Source organism: Mycobacterium sp. 852014-52144_SCH5372336 (assembly GCF_001665615.1).
In the GTDB taxonomy this organism is placed as follows: Bacteria; Actinomycetota; Actinomycetes; order Mycobacteriales; family Mycobacteriaceae; genus Mycobacterium; species Mycobacterium neumannii_A.
Map to the genome: position 1 here is coordinate 49,445 of NZ_LZSW01000064.1, position 14,410 is coordinate 63,854.

The window sequence follows — 14,410 nt, forward strand, 5'->3', positions numbered from 1 at the left end:
GCAGCGTAACCGTCAACGTTATGGCTCAAGTCACGCTAAGGGTGCCCTTGCTTTACAGGGGTTTCCGAATTCCGTCACAATAGTGTTGTGAAATTCGGTCCGGAGGCAGGAGCCGATCGCCACACGCGTGGGGCGATCGTGCAATTGCTGCTCGAATCCGGACCGATCACCGCCGGTGAGATCGGTGAACAGCTCGGAATCTCGGCCGCAGGCGTGCGTCGCCACCTCGACGCCTTGATCGAGGCCGGCGACGCGCAGGCCAGCGCCGCAGCGGCCTGGCAGCACACCGGACGCGGCAGGCCCGCGAAGCGGTATCGGCTTACTGCGGCGGGTCGTGCCAAGCTCGGCCACGCCTACGACGACCTGGCCGCGGCGGCCATTCGTCAGCTGCGCGAGATCGGCGGCGACGACGCCGTGCGGACGTTCGCGCGGCGCCGTATCGACGGGATCCTCGCGGGAGTAACCGAGGGGCCCGATGACGTTGTATCTAAAGCCGACCGGGTGGCCGACGCGCTGACCAAGGCCGGCTACGCGACCAGTGTGACTTCGGTGACACCGGCGCCTGGATCGATCCACGGAATCCAGCTGTGTCAGCATCACTGTCCGGTCTCACACGTCGCAGAGGAGTTCCCCGAGCTGTGCGAGACCGAGCGTGAGGCGTTCGCGGAGATTCTGGGAACCCACGTGCAGAGGCTCGCCACCATCGTCAACGGCGACTTTGCGTGCACCACGCACGTACCCCTGGTCGAAAAGATCAGTGCTTCAGCCCCAACAGCCCCCACTAACAAGCAAGGAGCGTCGAGATGACGACGACACCTGAGGTCCACAAGGTAGGCGAACCGCTCAGCCAGGACGAGGCGATCGCCTCGCTGGGCCGGTACGGCTACGGCTGGGTGGACTCCGACGTCGCGGGCGCCAGCGCGCAGCGCGGGCTGTCCGAGGCGGTGGTTCGTGACATCTCCGCCAAGAAGGACGAGCCGCAGTGGATGCTCGACATCCGGCTGAAGGCGCTGCGCACCTTCGAGAAGAAGCCGATGCCGAACTGGGGTTCCAACCTCGAGGGCATCCACTTCGACAACATCAAGTACTTCGTGCGGTCCACGGAGAAGCAGGCGGCCACGTGGGACGACCTGCCCGAGGACATCCGCAACACCTACGACAAGCTGGGCATCCCGGAGGCGGAGAAGCAGCGGCTGGTCTCCGGTGTCGCGGCCCAGTACGAGTCCGAGGTGGTCTACCACCAGATCCGCGAGGACCTGGAGGCGCAGGGCGTCATCTTCCTCGACACGGACACCGCGCTGCGTGAACACCCGGAGATCTTCAAGCAGTACTTCGGCACGGTGATCCCGGCCGGCGACAACAAGTTCTCCGCGCTGAACACCGCGGTGTGGTCGGGTGGTTCGTTCATCTACGTCCCGCCCGGTGTGCACGTAGACATCCCGCTGCAGGCCTACTTCCGGATCAACACCGAGAACATGGGCCAGTTCGAGCGCACGCTGATCATCGTCGACGAGGGTGCCTACGTGCACTACGTCGAGGGCTGCACCGCGCCCATCTACAAGAGTGACTCGTTGCACTCGGCGGTCGTCGAGATCATCGTCAAGTCCGGCGGCCGCTGCCGCTACACGACCATCCAGAACTGGTCGAACAACGTCTACAACCTGGTCACCAAGCGGGCCAGGGCGGAGGCCGGCGCGACGATGGAGTGGGTCGACGGCAACATCGGCTCCAAGGTCACCATGAAGTACCCCGCAGTGTGGATGACCGGTGAGCACGCTCGCGGTGAGGTGCTCTCGGTGGCGTTCGCCGGCGAGGGTCAGCACCAGGACACCGGTGCCAAGATGCTGCACCTGGCGCCGAACACGTCGAGCAACATCGTGTCCAAGTCCGTCGCCCGCGGCGGTGGCCGGGCCTCTTACCGCGGCCTGGTCCAGGTCAACAAGGGCGCCCACGGATCGCGGTCGAGCGTGAAGTGCGATGCGCTGCTTGTCGATACGATCAGCCGCTCCGACACCTACCCGTACGTCGACATCCGCGAAGACGACGTCACGATGGGTCACGAGGCCACGGTGTCGAAGGTCAGCGAGGACCAGCTGTTCTACCTGATGAGCCGCGGCCTGACCGAGGACGAGGCGATGGCGATGGTGGTGCGCGGCTTCGTCGAGCCGATCGCCAAGGAGCTCCCGATGGAATACGCGTTGGAGCTCAACCGGCTGATCGAACTGCAGATGGAAGGCGCGGTCGGATAGTGACGGCACAGAATCTGACCACTGCGATCGAGGGGACACCGGCCGGGTCGGCACTCAACAAGGGCGAGATCTTCACGTCGTTCGACGTGAACGCCTTCGAAGTGCCCGGCGGTCGCGACGAGATCTGGCGGTTCACGCCGTTGAAGCGCCTGCGCGGTCTGCACGACGGATCCGCGGTCGCCTCCGGTAGCGCCGGCATCACCGTGAGCGAGCGCCCCGGCGTCACCATCGAGACGGTCGGCCGCGACGACGAGCGGCTCGGCCAGGGCGGCGTGCCCGCCGACCGCGTTGCGGCACAGGCGTACTCGTCGTTCGACAGCGCGACGATCGTCACGGTGGGCCGTGACACCGAGGTCGCCGAACCAATCGAGATCGACATCGACGGTCCCGGCGAGGGCGCGGTCGCCTACGGGCATCTGCAGATCCGCGTCGAAGAACTCTCCCGCGCGATCGTCGTGGTGGACCTGCGCGGCAGCGGGACCTACGCCGACAACGTCGAGATCATCGTCGGCGATTCGGCAGGCCTCGGGGTGATCTGGATCGCCGACTGGGCAGACGACACCGTCCACGTCAGCGCACATCACGCGCGCCTCGGCAAGGACGCCGTGCTCGGCCACGTCAACGTGACGCTCGGCGGGGACGTGGTGCGGACGACGGCGAACGTGCGTTTCACCGCGCCCGGCGGCGACGCCAAGATGCTCGGCACGTACTTCGCCGACGACGGCCAGCACTTCGAGTCGCGGCTGCTGGTCGACCACGCCCACCCGAACTGCAAGTCCGATGTGCTGTACAAGGGTGCGCTGCAGGGTGATCCGGCATCCAACCTGCCCGATGCGCACACCGTGTGGGTCGGTGACGTGTTGATCCGCGCGGAGGCCACCGGCACCGACACCTTCGAGGTGAACCGCAACCTGCTGCTCACTGACGGCGCTCGGGCTGACTCGGTGCCCAACCTCGAGATCGAGACGGGCGAGATCGTCGGAGCCGGACACGCCAGTGCCACCGGGCGTTTCGACGACGAGCAGTTGTTCTATCTGCGGGCCCGCGGCATCCCCGAGGATCAGGCGCGACGTTTGGTGGTGCGCGGCTTCTTCAACGAGATCATCGCGAAGATCGCCGTGCCCGCGGTGCGCGAGCGCCTCACCGAAGCAATCGAACGAGAACTAGCGATCACGGAATCGAGAACAGTCCAATCATGACCACACTTGAAGTCAAAGACCTGCACGTCTCGGTGCAAACCCCTGAGCAGACCGAGATCCCGATCCTCAAGGGTGTCGACCTGACCGTGAGGTCGGGGGAGACCCACGCGGTGATGGGACCAAACGGCTCCGGCAAGTCAACGCTGTCCTACGCGATCGCCGGTCACCCCAAGTACACGGTGACGTCCGGTTCGATCACGCTGGACGGCCAGGACGTACTGGAGATGAGCATCGACGAGCGCGCCCGCGCGGGCCTGTTCCTCGCGATGCAGTACCCGGTCGAGGTGCCGGGTGTGTCGATGTCGAACTTCCTGCGCACGGCCGCGACGGCGGTGCGCGGTGAGGCGCCGAAGCTGCGGCACTGGGTCAAAGAGGTCAAGTCGGCGATGAGCGACCTCGACATCGACCAGTCGTTCTCCGAACGCAGCGTCAACGAGGGGTTCTCCGGCGGTGAGAAGAAGCGTCACGAGATCCTGCAGCTGGCGCTGCTCAAGCCGAAGATCGCGATCCTCGACGAGACCGACTCCGGCCTGGACGTCGACGCGCTGCGGGTGGTCAGCGAGGGGGTCAACCGGTACGCCGAGACCGAGAACGGCGGCGTGCTGTTGATCACCCACTACACCCGCATCCTGCGCTACATCCAGCCGCAGTTCGTGCACGTGTTCGTCGACGGACGCATCGTGACCTCCGGCGGTCCCGAGCTCGCCGACGAGCTCGAGGAGAAGGGCTACGTCCGCTTCACGCAGACGGCCGCCGCGGAGGCCTAACATGACCGCCACCGTTCGCCCGCTGGATCTGACCGCCGTCCGCGCGGACTTCCCGATCCTGAAGAAGCAGATGCGCGGCGGAAACACGTTGGCGTATCTGGATTCCGGGGCTACCTCGCAACGGCCGGTGCAGGTCCTCGACGCCGAGCGCGAGTTCCTGGTGACCTCCAACGGCGCGGTGCACCGCGGCGCGCACCAGTTGATGGAGGAGGCGACCGACGCCTACGAGGACGGCCGCGCCGACATCGCGGCATTCGTCGGTGCCGATGCCGATGAGTTGGTGTTCACCAAGAACGCGACCGAGGCGATCAACCTGGTCTCGTACGCGATGGGGGACTCGCGGTTCGATCACGCTGTCGGGCCCGGCGATGTGATCGTGACGACCAAACTCGAACACCACGCCAACCTGGTTCCCTGGCAGGAGTTGGCGCGCCGGACGGGCGCCACGCTCAAGTGGTATGGCGTCACCGATGACGGACGCATCGACCTGGACTCGCTGCAGCTCGATGAGCGTGTGAAACTCGTTGCGTTCAGCCATCATTCGAATGTCACCGGCGCCCTGGCGCCGGTTGGCGAGCTGGTTGCGCGCGCCAAGGCCGTCGGCGCACTGACCCTGCTCGACGCCTGCCAGTCGGTGCCGCACCAGCCCGTCGACCTGCATGCGCTCGACGTGGACTACGCGGCGTTCTCCGGGCACAAGATGCTGGGACCGACCGGGATCGGCGTGCTGTACGGGCGGTCTGCGCTGATGAACGTGATGCCACCGTTTCTGACCGGCGGGTCGATGATCGAGACCGTCACGATGGAAGAGACGACGTACGCGCCTGCGCCGCAGCGCTTCGAGGCCGGAACGCCGGTGACGTCGCAAGTGGTCGGGTTGGCTGCCGCCGCGCGCTACTTGCGCGAGATCGGCATGGGCGTCGTCGAGGCGCACGAATCCGAGCTCGTGGCGGCCGCGCTGGAGGGACTGACCGCGATCGACGGCGTGCGCATCATCGGGCCGACGTCGCTGGAGAATCGAGGCTCACCGGTCAGTTTCGTCGTCGACGGAGTGCACGCGCACGACGTTGGGCAGGTGCTCGACGACGAGGGCGTGGCGGTGCGTGTCGGTCATCATTGCGCGTGGCCGCTGCATCGGCGGTTCGGGATCGCCGCGACCGCACGGGCGTCGTTCGCGGTGTACAACACCTTCGACGAGGTCGATCGGTTGGTAGCCGGTGTGCGCCGCGCCGTCGAATTCTTCAGCAGGGACTGACGTGCGGCTGGATCAGATCTATCAGGAAGTGATCCTCGATCACTACAAACACCCGCACAACCGCGGATTGCGCGAGCCCTACGGCGCGCAGGTTCACCACGTCAACCCGACGTGTGGTGACGAAGTGACCCTGCGGGTGGCGTTGTCCGACGACGGTGAGCAGGTGGTCGACATCTCCTATGACGGGCAGGGCTGTTCGATCAGCCAGGCCTCGACGTCGGTGCTGACCGATCAGGTGATCGGCCAGAGCGTCGGCGACGCACTCAAGACCGTCGCCGCGTTCAGCGAGATGATCTCCTCGCGCGGGACCGTCGAGGGCGACGAGGATGTCATCGGGGACGGCATCGCGTTCGCCGGTGTCGCGAAGTATCCGGCGCGGGTCAAGTGCGCGTTGCTGGGGTGGATGGCTTTCAAAGATGCACTGTCACAGGCATCGGAAGGATTTCAGGAGGCAGGATGAGTGACACCGCAGTACCCAACGAGGAACTGTTGTTCGACCTCGAGGAGGCGATGCGCGACGTCGTCGACCCCGAGCTCGGTATCAACGTGGTCGATCTGGGCCTGGTCTATGGAATCAACGTCGAGCAGGGGGAGCAGGGCAAGGTCGCGTTGATCGACATGACGTTGACCTCGGCGGCCTGTCCGCTGACCGATGTGATCGAGGACCAGTCGCGCACAGCGCTGGTCGGGACGGGGCTGGTCAACGAGCTGAAGATCAACTGGGTCTGGAACCCGCCGTGGGGCCCGGACAAGATCACCGAGGACGGCCGCGAGCAGCTGCGCGCGCTCGGTTTCACGGTCTAGCTCAGGCGGCGTCGGGTTCGGCGCGCGGCGTCCGTACGCTCGATGCGATATGACGCACCCTTACGTGGCCACCCGCCGCCAACTGCGCGGGGTGGCCGAAAGCCTGATCGCCGGCCCGCAATACCGGTCCGCGGGCACGATCAGGCTCGCCGTGCGGCCTGACGGATTCGCGGCGGTCGCCCTACCCCTGTCGGTGCACGGTACCGACCTGATGTTTCCGGACGGAAGTGTTCCGCTGGCCGGCCGCGTCGAAGCCATCGCGGAGGCGGCCGGTGTGGTGCCCGGCCCTCCGGACGGCGTCTACCAGATCGTCGACCCGTTGCCCACCGACGCCGATCTCGAGCTCGATCCCGATGCCGCGGCGTGGCTTCAGCGTTCGCACTACGCCGGCGGGTATGCGTTGAAACATGTTCTACCGGAGCAGCATCCGACGCTGTGGCCGGAACACTTCGACGTCGCCGCCGTCGAAGACGAGGTGAACTACGGGGTCTCGGCCGGTGACGAAACCCATCCGACGCCGTATGCATACGTCGGCCCGTGGCAACAGCGGACGGGTCCGTTCTGGAACGCGCCGTTCGGCGCCCTGTATCCACTCGACGCCACACATGACGTCGACACGTTGGCCGCCCAGATCACCGACTTCTTCGAGCGTGGCCGCACTGAACTGGGTATCCGTCCGTAGGCTGGGAACAGAGAGCTGACCATCAGCGTTAGGAATCAACGTGGCTACCCAAGACATCACTGCCGAACAGTTCAACAACACCATCAACGACAACGAGATCGTGCTGGTGGATTTCTGGGCGTCGTGGTGTGGCCCGTGTAAGGCGTTCGCGCCCACGTTCGCGGCGTCCTCCGAACAACACCCCGACGTGGTGTATGCCAAAGTCGACACCGAGGCCGAGCAGGAGCTGGCCGCCGCGGCCGACATCCGGTCCATCCCTACGCTGATGGCGTTCAAGAAGGGCAAGCTGGTGTTCAACCAGGCAGGCGCGTTGCCGCCGGCCGCCCTGGAGGAACTGGTTCAGCGCGTCAAGGAGTTCGACATCGACGCGGCGATCGCCGCGCAGGACAACGGTCAGCCGGAGTGAATGTCCGCACGCGATAGCGTGCATGCGTGAGCGAGCGAGCAGACAACAACACCGACGATCTCGAGGGCGGCTTCGTCCTGGTCGACCGACCGCGCCCCGGCGTCGCGTTGGTCACGCTGAACCGCCCCGAGCGAATGAACTCCATGGCGTTCGACGTCATGGTTCCCCTCAAGAAGGTGCTCGACGAGCTGACCTACGACAACTCCGTGCGGGCCGTCGTGCTCACCGGCGCGGGCCGCGGGTTCTCCTCGGGGGCGGATCACAAGTCGGCCGGTTCCGTGCCGCACATCGACGGGTTGACCCGGCCGACGTTCGCGCTGCGCTCAATGGAGGTGCTCGACGACGTCATCCTGTCCCTGCGCAAGATGCACCAGCCGGTCATCGCGGCGGTCAACGGCGCCGCGATCGGCGGGGGCTTGTGCCTGGCGCTGGCCTGCGACATCCGCGTGGCAGCCGACGGTGCCTACTTCCGCGCGGCCGGCATCAACAACGGCCTGACCGCCAGCGAGCTGGGGCTGTCTTATCTGCTTCCGCGCGCCATCGGCACGTCGCGGGCGTTCGAGCTGATGCTGACCGGACGTGACGTCGACGCCGCGGAGGCCGAACGCATCGGCCTGGTGTCGCGCGCGGTGCCCGGCGAGGACCTGCTCGAGGTTTGCTACCAGATGGGGGAACGCATCGCGGCGTTCTCCCGGCCCGGAATCGAGTTGACCAAGCGCACACTTTGGAGTGGACTGGACGCCGGTAGCCTGGAAGGGCATATGCAAGCCGAGGGTCTCGGACAACTGTTCGTCCGTTTGCTCACCGCCAACTTCGAAGAAGCGGTGGCGGCGCGCGCCGAAAAGCGGGCCCCCGCATTCACCGACGACAAGTAAGGACGGCACAGCGTGATCACCGCAACGGACCTCGAGGTCCGCGCTGGGGCGCGCACATTGCTGTCCACCGACGGAACTGCGCTTCGCGTACAGCCCGGCGACCGGATCGGACTGGTCGGCCGCAACGGCGCGGGTAAGACCACCACGATGCGCATCCTCGCCGGCGAGGGCGAGCCGTATGCGGGCGACATCATCCGCAAGGGCGAGATCGGTTATCTGCCACAGGATCCCAGGGAAGGCGACCTGGACGTGCTCGCCAGGGACCGGGTCCTGTCGGCGCGCGGCCTGGACACCCTGCTTGCCGACCTCGAGAAGCAGCAGCTGCTGATGGCCGAAGTCGCCGACGACGCCGCCCGCGACAAGGCCGTGCGAAAGTACGGCCAGCTCGAGGAGCGGTTCGCGGCGCTGGGCGGCTACGCCGCCGAGAGCGAGGCGGGCCGGATCTGCGCGAGCCTCGGGCTGCCGGACCGGGTACTCACCCAACCGCTGCGCACACTCTCCGGCGGGCAGCGCCGGCGCGTGGAACTGGCCCGGATCCTGTTCGCCGCCTCCGACAGTGGCGCGGGATCGAGCACGACGCTGCTGCTCGACGAACCGACCAACCACCTCGACGCCGACTCCATCGGCTGGCTGCGCGACTTCCTGCAGAACCATCCCGGTGGCCTGGTAGTCATCAGCCACAACGTCGATCTGCTGGCCGACGTGGTGAACCGGGTGTGGTTCCTCGACGCCGTCCGCAGCGAGGTCGACGTCTACAACATGGGCTGGCAGAAATACCTCGACGCCCGCGCGACCGACGAGGCCCGGCGCCGCCGCGAACGCGCCAACGCCGAACGCAAGGCGTCCGCGCTGCGCACCCAGGCGGCCAAGATGGGGGCCAAGGCCACCAAAGCCGTTGCCGCGCAGAACATGCTGCGTCGCGCCGACCGGATGATGGCCGCGCTCGACGAGGAACGCGTCGCCGACAAGGTGGCGCGCATCAAGTTCCCGACCCCCGCGCCGTGTGGGCGGACTCCGCTCGTCGCCAAGGGGCTGACCAAGAACTACGGCTCACTCGAGGTCTTCACCGGCGTCGACCTGGCGATCGACCGGGGTTCGCGGGTGGTGGTGCTGGGGCTCAACGGTGCTGGCAAAACCACCCTGTTGCGCCTGCTGGCGGGGACCGAGACGCCCGACGCCGGTCGACTCGAACCCGGCCACGGCCTCAAGCTCGGCTACTTCGCCCAGGAACACGACACCCTCGACAACAACGCGACGGTGTGGGAGAACATCCGCCACGCGGCGCCCGACACCGGCGAGCAGGACCTGCGCGGGCTGTTGGGCGCCTTCATGTTCAGCGGAGCGCAGCTGGATCAGCCGGCGGGCACGCTGTCCGGCGGCGAGAAGACCCGGCTGGCGCTGGCCGGCCTGGTCGCGTCGACCGCGAACGTGCTGCTGCTCGACGAGCCGACGAACAACCTCGATCCCGCGTCGCGCGAGCAGGTGCTCGATGCGCTGCGCAGCTACCTCGGCGCGGTGGTGTTGGTGACCCACGATCCCGGCGCCGCCGAGGCGCTCGAACCGCAACGCGTGGTCCTGCTGCCGGACGGCACCGAGGACTACTGGTCCGAGGATTATCGCGACCTGATCGAGTTGGCTTGATCAGCTCTGGCCATTACGCGAAGCGTTTGGTCAATTTCAAACGCTGTGTGTAACCGATTCCTACGCTGGGTATCCGTCGGGGCATCGAAGCGGGGAGGTGCTGATGAAAAAGCTGGACAAGTCGAGAGACCAGTTGCTGAACGAGCTGCGGAGTGCTTACGAGGGTGGGGCAAGCATCCGTACTCTGGTCGCGTCCACGGGACGCTCGTATGGTTCGATCCACAGCATGCTGCGTGAGTCGGGTACGACGATGCGCAGCCGTGGGGGTCCGAACCACCGCAGCAGGCGCCGCTAGTCGGCCTGCCGCACGGTCTCTTGGTCGCGTCGCTGCCGCAGTGACGCCTCGACCAGGTCCAGTACGGCACTGAGCTTTTCGGGATCGTCCCCCGACGCCAAACGTGCGACCAAGCCGTCGAGGACGAGGTCGAGATAGGTCTGCAGCACGGCGCTGGGAACGTCGTCGCGCAGTCGGCCCGCCTGCTTCTGCATGCGCAGCCGCTGGGTCGTGGCCACCGACAGTTCGGCGGAGCGCTCTGCCCAACCGCGGTGAAACTCCGGGTCGTTGCGCAGCTTTCGCGCGATCTCCAGGCGGGTGGCCAGCCAGTCGAACTGCTCGGGCGCGGCCAGCATGTCGCGCATGACCTGGACCAGCCCCTCGCGCGCGGCGACATCGGCCATGCGCTCGGCGTCCTCGCGGGCCAGTTCGAAGAACAGCGTGTCCTTGTCCCGGAAGTGGTGGAAGATGGCGCCGCGCGACAGCCCGATCGTCTGCTCGAGCCGCCGCACGGTCGCCTTGTCGTAGCCGTACTCCGCGAAACACCGGCGGGCGCCGTCGAGAATCTGCCGACGACGCGCCGCCAGGTGGTCGTCGGTGACCCGGGGCAACGCGGTTGTCCCTTCCCGCGTTACTGCGACTCGAGCATGTTGCGCAGCACGTACTGCAGGATGCCGCCGTTGCGGTAGTAGTCGGCCTCACCCGGGGTGTCGATACGCACCACCGCATCGAACTCGATGGTGTCCCCAGAGCCGTCCGCTCCATCGTTTTTCGCGGCGGTGACGTGCACCGTCTTCGGCGTCTTGCCCTCGTTGAGCTCCTCGATGCCGGTGATGTCGAACGTCTCGGTGCCGTCGAGGCCCAGCGACTCCGCCGTCTCACCCTCGGGGAACTGCAGTGGGATCACGCCCATGCCGATCAGGTTCGACCGGTGGATCCGCTCGAACGACTCGGTGATCACCGCGCGCACCCCAAGCAGCCGCGTGCCCTTGGCGGCCCAGTCACGCGACGACCCCGAGCCGTACTCTTTGCCGCCGAGCACGACGAGCGGAATGTCCTGCGCCGCATAGTTTTGCGCGGCATCGTAGATGAATGCCTGCTCGCCGTCCTTGGTGAAGTCGCGGGTGTAGCCACCCGAGACGTCGTCGAGCAACTGGTTGCGCAGCCGGATGTTGGCGAACGTGCCGCGGATCATCACCTCGTGGTTTCCACGTCGGGAGCCGAACGAGTTGTAGTTCGCGCGCTCGACACCGTGATCGTCGAGATACTGCGCCGCGGGCGTGCCCGGCTTGATGGCGCCGGCCGGGGAGATGTGGTCGGTGGTCACCGAATCACCCAGCAGCGCCAGCACTCTCGCGCCCTTGATGTCGGTCACCGGTTCCGGTTCGGCCGACATCCCGTCGAAGTACGGGGGTTTGCGCACGTAGGTCGAATCCTCGGCCCATTCGAAGGTGTTGCCCTCCGGGGTGGGCAGGTTGCGCCAGCGCTCGTCACCCTTGAAGACGTCGGCGTAGTTCTTGGTGAACATCTCCTGGCTGATCGCCTCGGCGATCGTGTCATTGATGTCGGCCTGCGATGGCCAGATGTCGCGCAGGTAGACGTCGTTACCGTCCTCGTCCTGGCCTAACGGCATCTCCTCGAAGTCGAAGTCCATCGTGCCTGCGAGCGCATAGGCGATCACCAGCGGCGGAGACGCCAGGTAGTTCATCTTGGTGTCCGGGTTGATCCGGCCCTCGAAGTTGCGGTTGCCCGACAGCACCGCCGCCACGGCGAGGTCATTGTCGTTGACGGCCTCGCTGATCTCCTCGGGCAGCGGACCGCTGTTGCCGATGCAGGTCGTGCAGCCGTACCCGACGAGGAAGAAGCCCAACTTCTCCAGATACGGCCACAGCCCGGCCTTCTCGTAGTAGTCGGTGACGACCTGCGAGCCGGGAGCCATCGTCGTCTTCACCCACGGCTTGGTGGCCAGACCCTTCTCGACCGCGTTCTTGGCCAGCAGCGCCGCGCCGAGCATCACCTCGGGGTTGGAGGTGTTGGTGCACGACGTTATCGCGGCGATCACCACCGCGCCGTGGTCGAGCACGAACTCGCCGAGTTCATCCGATTTCACGGTTACGGGCTTGCTCGGCCGGCCATTGGGTTCGATCGCCGCGCTCGCGACATGGGCCGGCGGCTTCTTGTTGTTGAGGAACGACGTGTTGCGTACCGGATCGCTGGCCGGGAACGTCTCGTCGATCGCCTCGTCGAGTTGGGAGTACTCACCGTTGAATTCGCCGTCTTCGACGTAGTCGGTGATGTCCTGACGGAAGGCCCCCTTGGCCTCGTTGAGCGCGATGCGGTCCTGCGGACGCTTCGGTCCGGCGATCGACGGCACCACGTCGGACAGGTCCAACTCGATGTACTCGGAGAACTTGGGCTCCCGCTTGGGGTCGTGCCAGATCCCCTGCTCCTTGGCGTACGCCTCGACGAGCGCCAGTTGCTCCTCGCTGCGCCCGGTGAAGCGCAGATAGCTTATGGTCTCCTCGTCAATGGGGAAGATGGCCGCGGTGGAACCGAACTCGGGGCTCATGTTGCCCAGCGTGGCCCGGTTGGCCAGCGGAACCTCGGCCACACCGTCGCCGTAGAACTCGACGAACTTACCGACCACGCCGTGCTGGCGCAGCATCTCGGTGACCGTGAGCACCACGTCGGTGGCCGTCACGCCCGGCTGCCGCTCACCGGTCAGCTTGAACCCGACGACCCGGGGGATGAGCATCGACACGGGCTGGCCCAGCATCGCGGCCTCGGCCTCGATGCCGCCGACGCCCCAGCCCAGCACGCCGAGACCGTTGACCATGGTGGTGTGGCTGTCGGTGCCCACGCAGGTGTCCGGGTACGCCACCCCGTCGCGGTCCATCACGACACTGGCCAGGTATTCGATGTTGACCTGGTGGACGATGCCGGTGCCCGGCGGAACCACCTTGAAGTCGTCGAAGGCGCCCTGGCCCCAACGCAGGAACTGATAACGCTCGCCGTTGCGTTCGTACTCGATCTCGACGTTGCGCTCGAACGCGTCTTCGCGGCCGAACAGGTCGGCGATCACCGAGTGGTCGATCACCAGGTCGGCGGGGGCGAGGGGGTTGACCTTCTCGGGGTCACCGCCGAGGTCGGCGATCGCTTCGCGCATGGTGGCCAGGTCGACGATGCACGGCACACCGGTGAAGTCCTGCATCACCACGCGCGCGGGGGTGAACTGGATCTCCACGCTGGGATCGGCTTCGGGATCCCAGTTGGCGATCGCCTCGATGTGGTCCTTAATGATGTTGGCGCCGTCCTCGTTGCGCAGCAGGTTCTCGGCAAGGACCTTCAGGCTGTAGGGCAGCTTGTCGGTACCCGGCACCGCGTCGAGGCGGTAGATCTCGTAGCTCTTGTCTCCGACCTTCAGGGTGTCGCGGGCGTCAAAAGAATTGGGGGAAGAATTTTCCGTATTACCTTTGCTCACATCAACTCCCGGCTAGTTCTCGCAGCCGACGGGCTGTGACGGCCGCGTTACAACTCTAACAGTACGCTTGTCCTGCAAGACGGTCGGGGTCGGTTCTCAGTCTCGTACCCGCAGCGCGTGCTGTCACTCTGCTGAGTACCCATCACGTACGGTTCTTCTGTGTTCGGACCGCATGTGATTCCGTATCTGCCGGCCTACATCCCGCCCGACGTCTGCGGGCCAGTGGGCATGGACCCCGCGACCACGCCGGTCGACACGTGCCTGAATCTGGTCATCGAAGACGTCCGCGACGACGGGGTGAGCGCCTCGCCCACACCCGAGAACGCGGGTCTGCCCGACGTGGTCGCCGAGGCCCAGCAGAAGGGCATCGACCTGAAGATCGTCGTCGTGGACCAGAACCCGCCGATCGACACGCCACTGCGCGATATCGCGACCGAGGTGGGCGAGGCGTTTCCCGGGTCGACGGTGCTGGTGCTCAGCCCGACGGACTCGGGCACCTTCAGTACGACGTTCGACCGCATGACGCTGGAGGCGGGCCAGGATGTCGCCGAAGGGCGCGGTCCGGTGCAGGGTTCGCAGAATTTCCTCAGTGAGCTGACGGCAACGCACTTTCCGTGGACTGCATTGACGATTGTGGTCGTTGTCGGAGTGGTTGCCGCCGTTATCGGTACGCGACTTTTGCAGGTTCGCGCCAAGCGTTCCGCGTCGCGCGAGAACGCTTGAAATTCCACTGCGCCAACGGTTTTGGGGTGACCGCCGAATGCCCCGGTATTGGCG

The 14,410-nt window shown here is 66.1% G+C and carries 15 protein-coding genes; 13 read left to right on the forward strand and 2 right to left on the reverse strand.

Annotation, left to right across the window (positions count from 1 at the left end):
* Window positions 1–87: 87 nt before the first annotated feature.
* The 12 genes from A5759_RS23020 (at window position 88) to A5759_RS23075 (ending at window position 10,173) form a co-directional block, all read left to right on the forward strand.
* Window positions 88–807, forward strand: coding sequence for a metalloregulator ArsR/SmtB family transcription factor (locus A5759_RS23020; protein ID WP_066850408.1), 720 nt, complete (start codon window positions 88–90; stop codon window positions 805–807).
* Entirely contained in the window at window positions 804–2,249 is a 1,446-nt protein-coding gene (sufB, locus tag A5759_RS23025; protein ID WP_066850403.1) for a Fe-S cluster assembly protein SufB, read from the forward strand. Before A5759_RS23020 ends, sufB begins: the two co-directional genes overlap by 4 nt.
* A complete protein-coding gene (gene sufD / locus A5759_RS23030) occupies window positions 2,249–3,448 on the forward strand; it encodes a Fe-S cluster assembly protein SufD (RefSeq protein ID WP_068201534.1) in 1,200 nt (399 codons plus the stop codon). The genes sufB and sufD overlap by 1 nt, the downstream gene beginning before the upstream one ends.
* A complete protein-coding gene (sufC, locus tag A5759_RS23035) occupies window positions 3,445–4,215 on the forward strand; it encodes a Fe-S cluster assembly ATPase SufC (protein ID WP_066850399.1) in 771 nt (256 codons plus the stop codon). The genes sufD and sufC overlap by 4 nt, the downstream gene beginning before the upstream one ends.
* Before the next feature lies 1 nt (window position 4,216).
* Window positions 4,217–5,470, forward strand: coding sequence for a cysteine desulfurase (locus A5759_RS23040; protein WP_068201539.1), 1,254 nt, complete (start codon window positions 4,217–4,219; stop codon window positions 5,468–5,470).
* 1 nt (window position 5,471) lies between these two features.
* Window positions 5,472–5,930, forward strand: a complete 459-nt coding sequence (gene sufU / locus A5759_RS23045) for a Fe-S cluster assembly sulfur transfer protein SufU (RefSeq protein ID WP_064395499.1) — start codon at window positions 5,472–5,474, stop codon at window positions 5,928–5,930.
* On the forward strand, window positions 5,927–6,274 hold the full coding sequence (locus A5759_RS23050) for a metal-sulfur cluster assembly factor (RefSeq protein ID WP_068201541.1): 348 nt from the start codon (window positions 5,927–5,929) through the stop codon (window positions 6,272–6,274). Before sufU ends, A5759_RS23050 begins: the two co-directional genes overlap by 4 nt.
* A 49-nt stretch (window positions 6,275–6,323) precedes the next feature.
* Window positions 6,324–6,956: a hypothetical protein gene (locus A5759_RS23055; protein WP_068201542.1), complete on the forward strand. Its 633-nt coding sequence runs from the start codon at window positions 6,324–6,326 to the stop codon at window positions 6,954–6,956.
* A 40-nt stretch (window positions 6,957–6,996) separates the two neighbouring features.
* Complete coding sequence (gene trxA / locus A5759_RS23060) at window positions 6,997–7,362, forward strand: thioredoxin (RefSeq protein WP_064395502.1); 366 nt, start codon at window positions 6,997–6,999, stop codon at window positions 7,360–7,362.
* Window positions 7,363–7,388: 26 nt separating this feature from the next.
* Window positions 7,389–8,237 (forward strand): enoyl-CoA hydratase, encoded by an 849-nt coding sequence (locus A5759_RS23065; protein ID WP_068201543.1) that lies wholly within the window; start codon window positions 7,389–7,391, stop codon window positions 8,235–8,237.
* 12 nt (window positions 8,238–8,249) lie between these two features.
* Window positions 8,250–9,878 (forward strand): ABC-F family ATP-binding cassette domain-containing protein, encoded by a 1,629-nt coding sequence (locus A5759_RS23070; RefSeq protein WP_068201545.1) that lies wholly within the window; start codon window positions 8,250–8,252, stop codon window positions 9,876–9,878.
* A 103-nt stretch (window positions 9,879–9,981) separates the two neighbouring features.
* Complete coding sequence (locus A5759_RS23075; RefSeq protein WP_064348432.1) at window positions 9,982–10,173, forward strand: helix-turn-helix domain-containing protein; 192 nt, start codon at window positions 9,982–9,984, stop codon at window positions 10,171–10,173.
* Here A5759_RS23075 and A5759_RS23080 read toward each other — a convergent pair.
* Window positions 10,170–10,763 (reverse strand): TetR/AcrR family transcriptional regulator, encoded by a 594-nt coding sequence (locus A5759_RS23080; RefSeq protein ID WP_068201546.1) that lies wholly within the window; start codon window positions 10,761–10,763, stop codon window positions 10,170–10,172. The two genes, A5759_RS23075 and A5759_RS23080, sit on opposite strands and share 4 nt — an antisense overlap.
* Window positions 10,764–10,783: 20 nt before the next feature.
* A complete protein-coding gene (locus tag A5759_RS23085) occupies window positions 10,784–13,633 on the reverse strand; it encodes an aconitate hydratase (RefSeq protein WP_068201547.1) in 2,850 nt (949 codons plus the stop codon).
* A 159-nt stretch (window positions 13,634–13,792) separates the two neighbouring features.
* Between A5759_RS23085 and A5759_RS23090 the strand changes: the two genes are divergently transcribed.
* Window positions 13,793–14,356: a DUF6676 family protein gene (locus tag A5759_RS23090; RefSeq protein WP_068201549.1), complete on the forward strand. Its 564-nt coding sequence runs from the start codon at window positions 13,793–13,795 to the stop codon at window positions 14,354–14,356.
* The last annotated feature ends 54 nt before the right edge of the window (window positions 14,357–14,410 follow it).

Bases quoted from the DNA above. Each gene is read 5' to 3' on its own strand.
- A5759_RS23055 (WP_068201542.1), top strand. From the start codon at position 6,324: ATGACGCACCCTTACGTGGCCACCCGCCGCCAACTGCGCGGGGTGGCC.
- sufB (WP_066850403.1), top strand. From the start codon at position 804: ATGACGACGACACCTGAGGTCCACAAGGTAGGCGAACCGCTCAGCCAG.
- A5759_RS23075 (WP_064348432.1), top strand. From the start codon at position 9,982: ATGAAAAAGCTGGACAAGTCGAGAGACCAGTTGCTGAACGAGCTGCGG.
- A5759_RS23050 (WP_068201541.1), top strand. From the start codon at position 5,927: ATGAGTGACACCGCAGTACCCAACGAGGAACTGTTGTTCGACCTCGAG.
- A5759_RS23040 (WP_068201539.1), top strand. From the start codon at position 4,217: ATGACCGCCACCGTTCGCCCGCTGGATCTGACCGCCGTCCGCGCGGAC.
- sufC (WP_066850399.1), top strand. From the start codon at position 3,445: ATGACCACACTTGAAGTCAAAGACCTGCACGTCTCGGTGCAAACCCCT.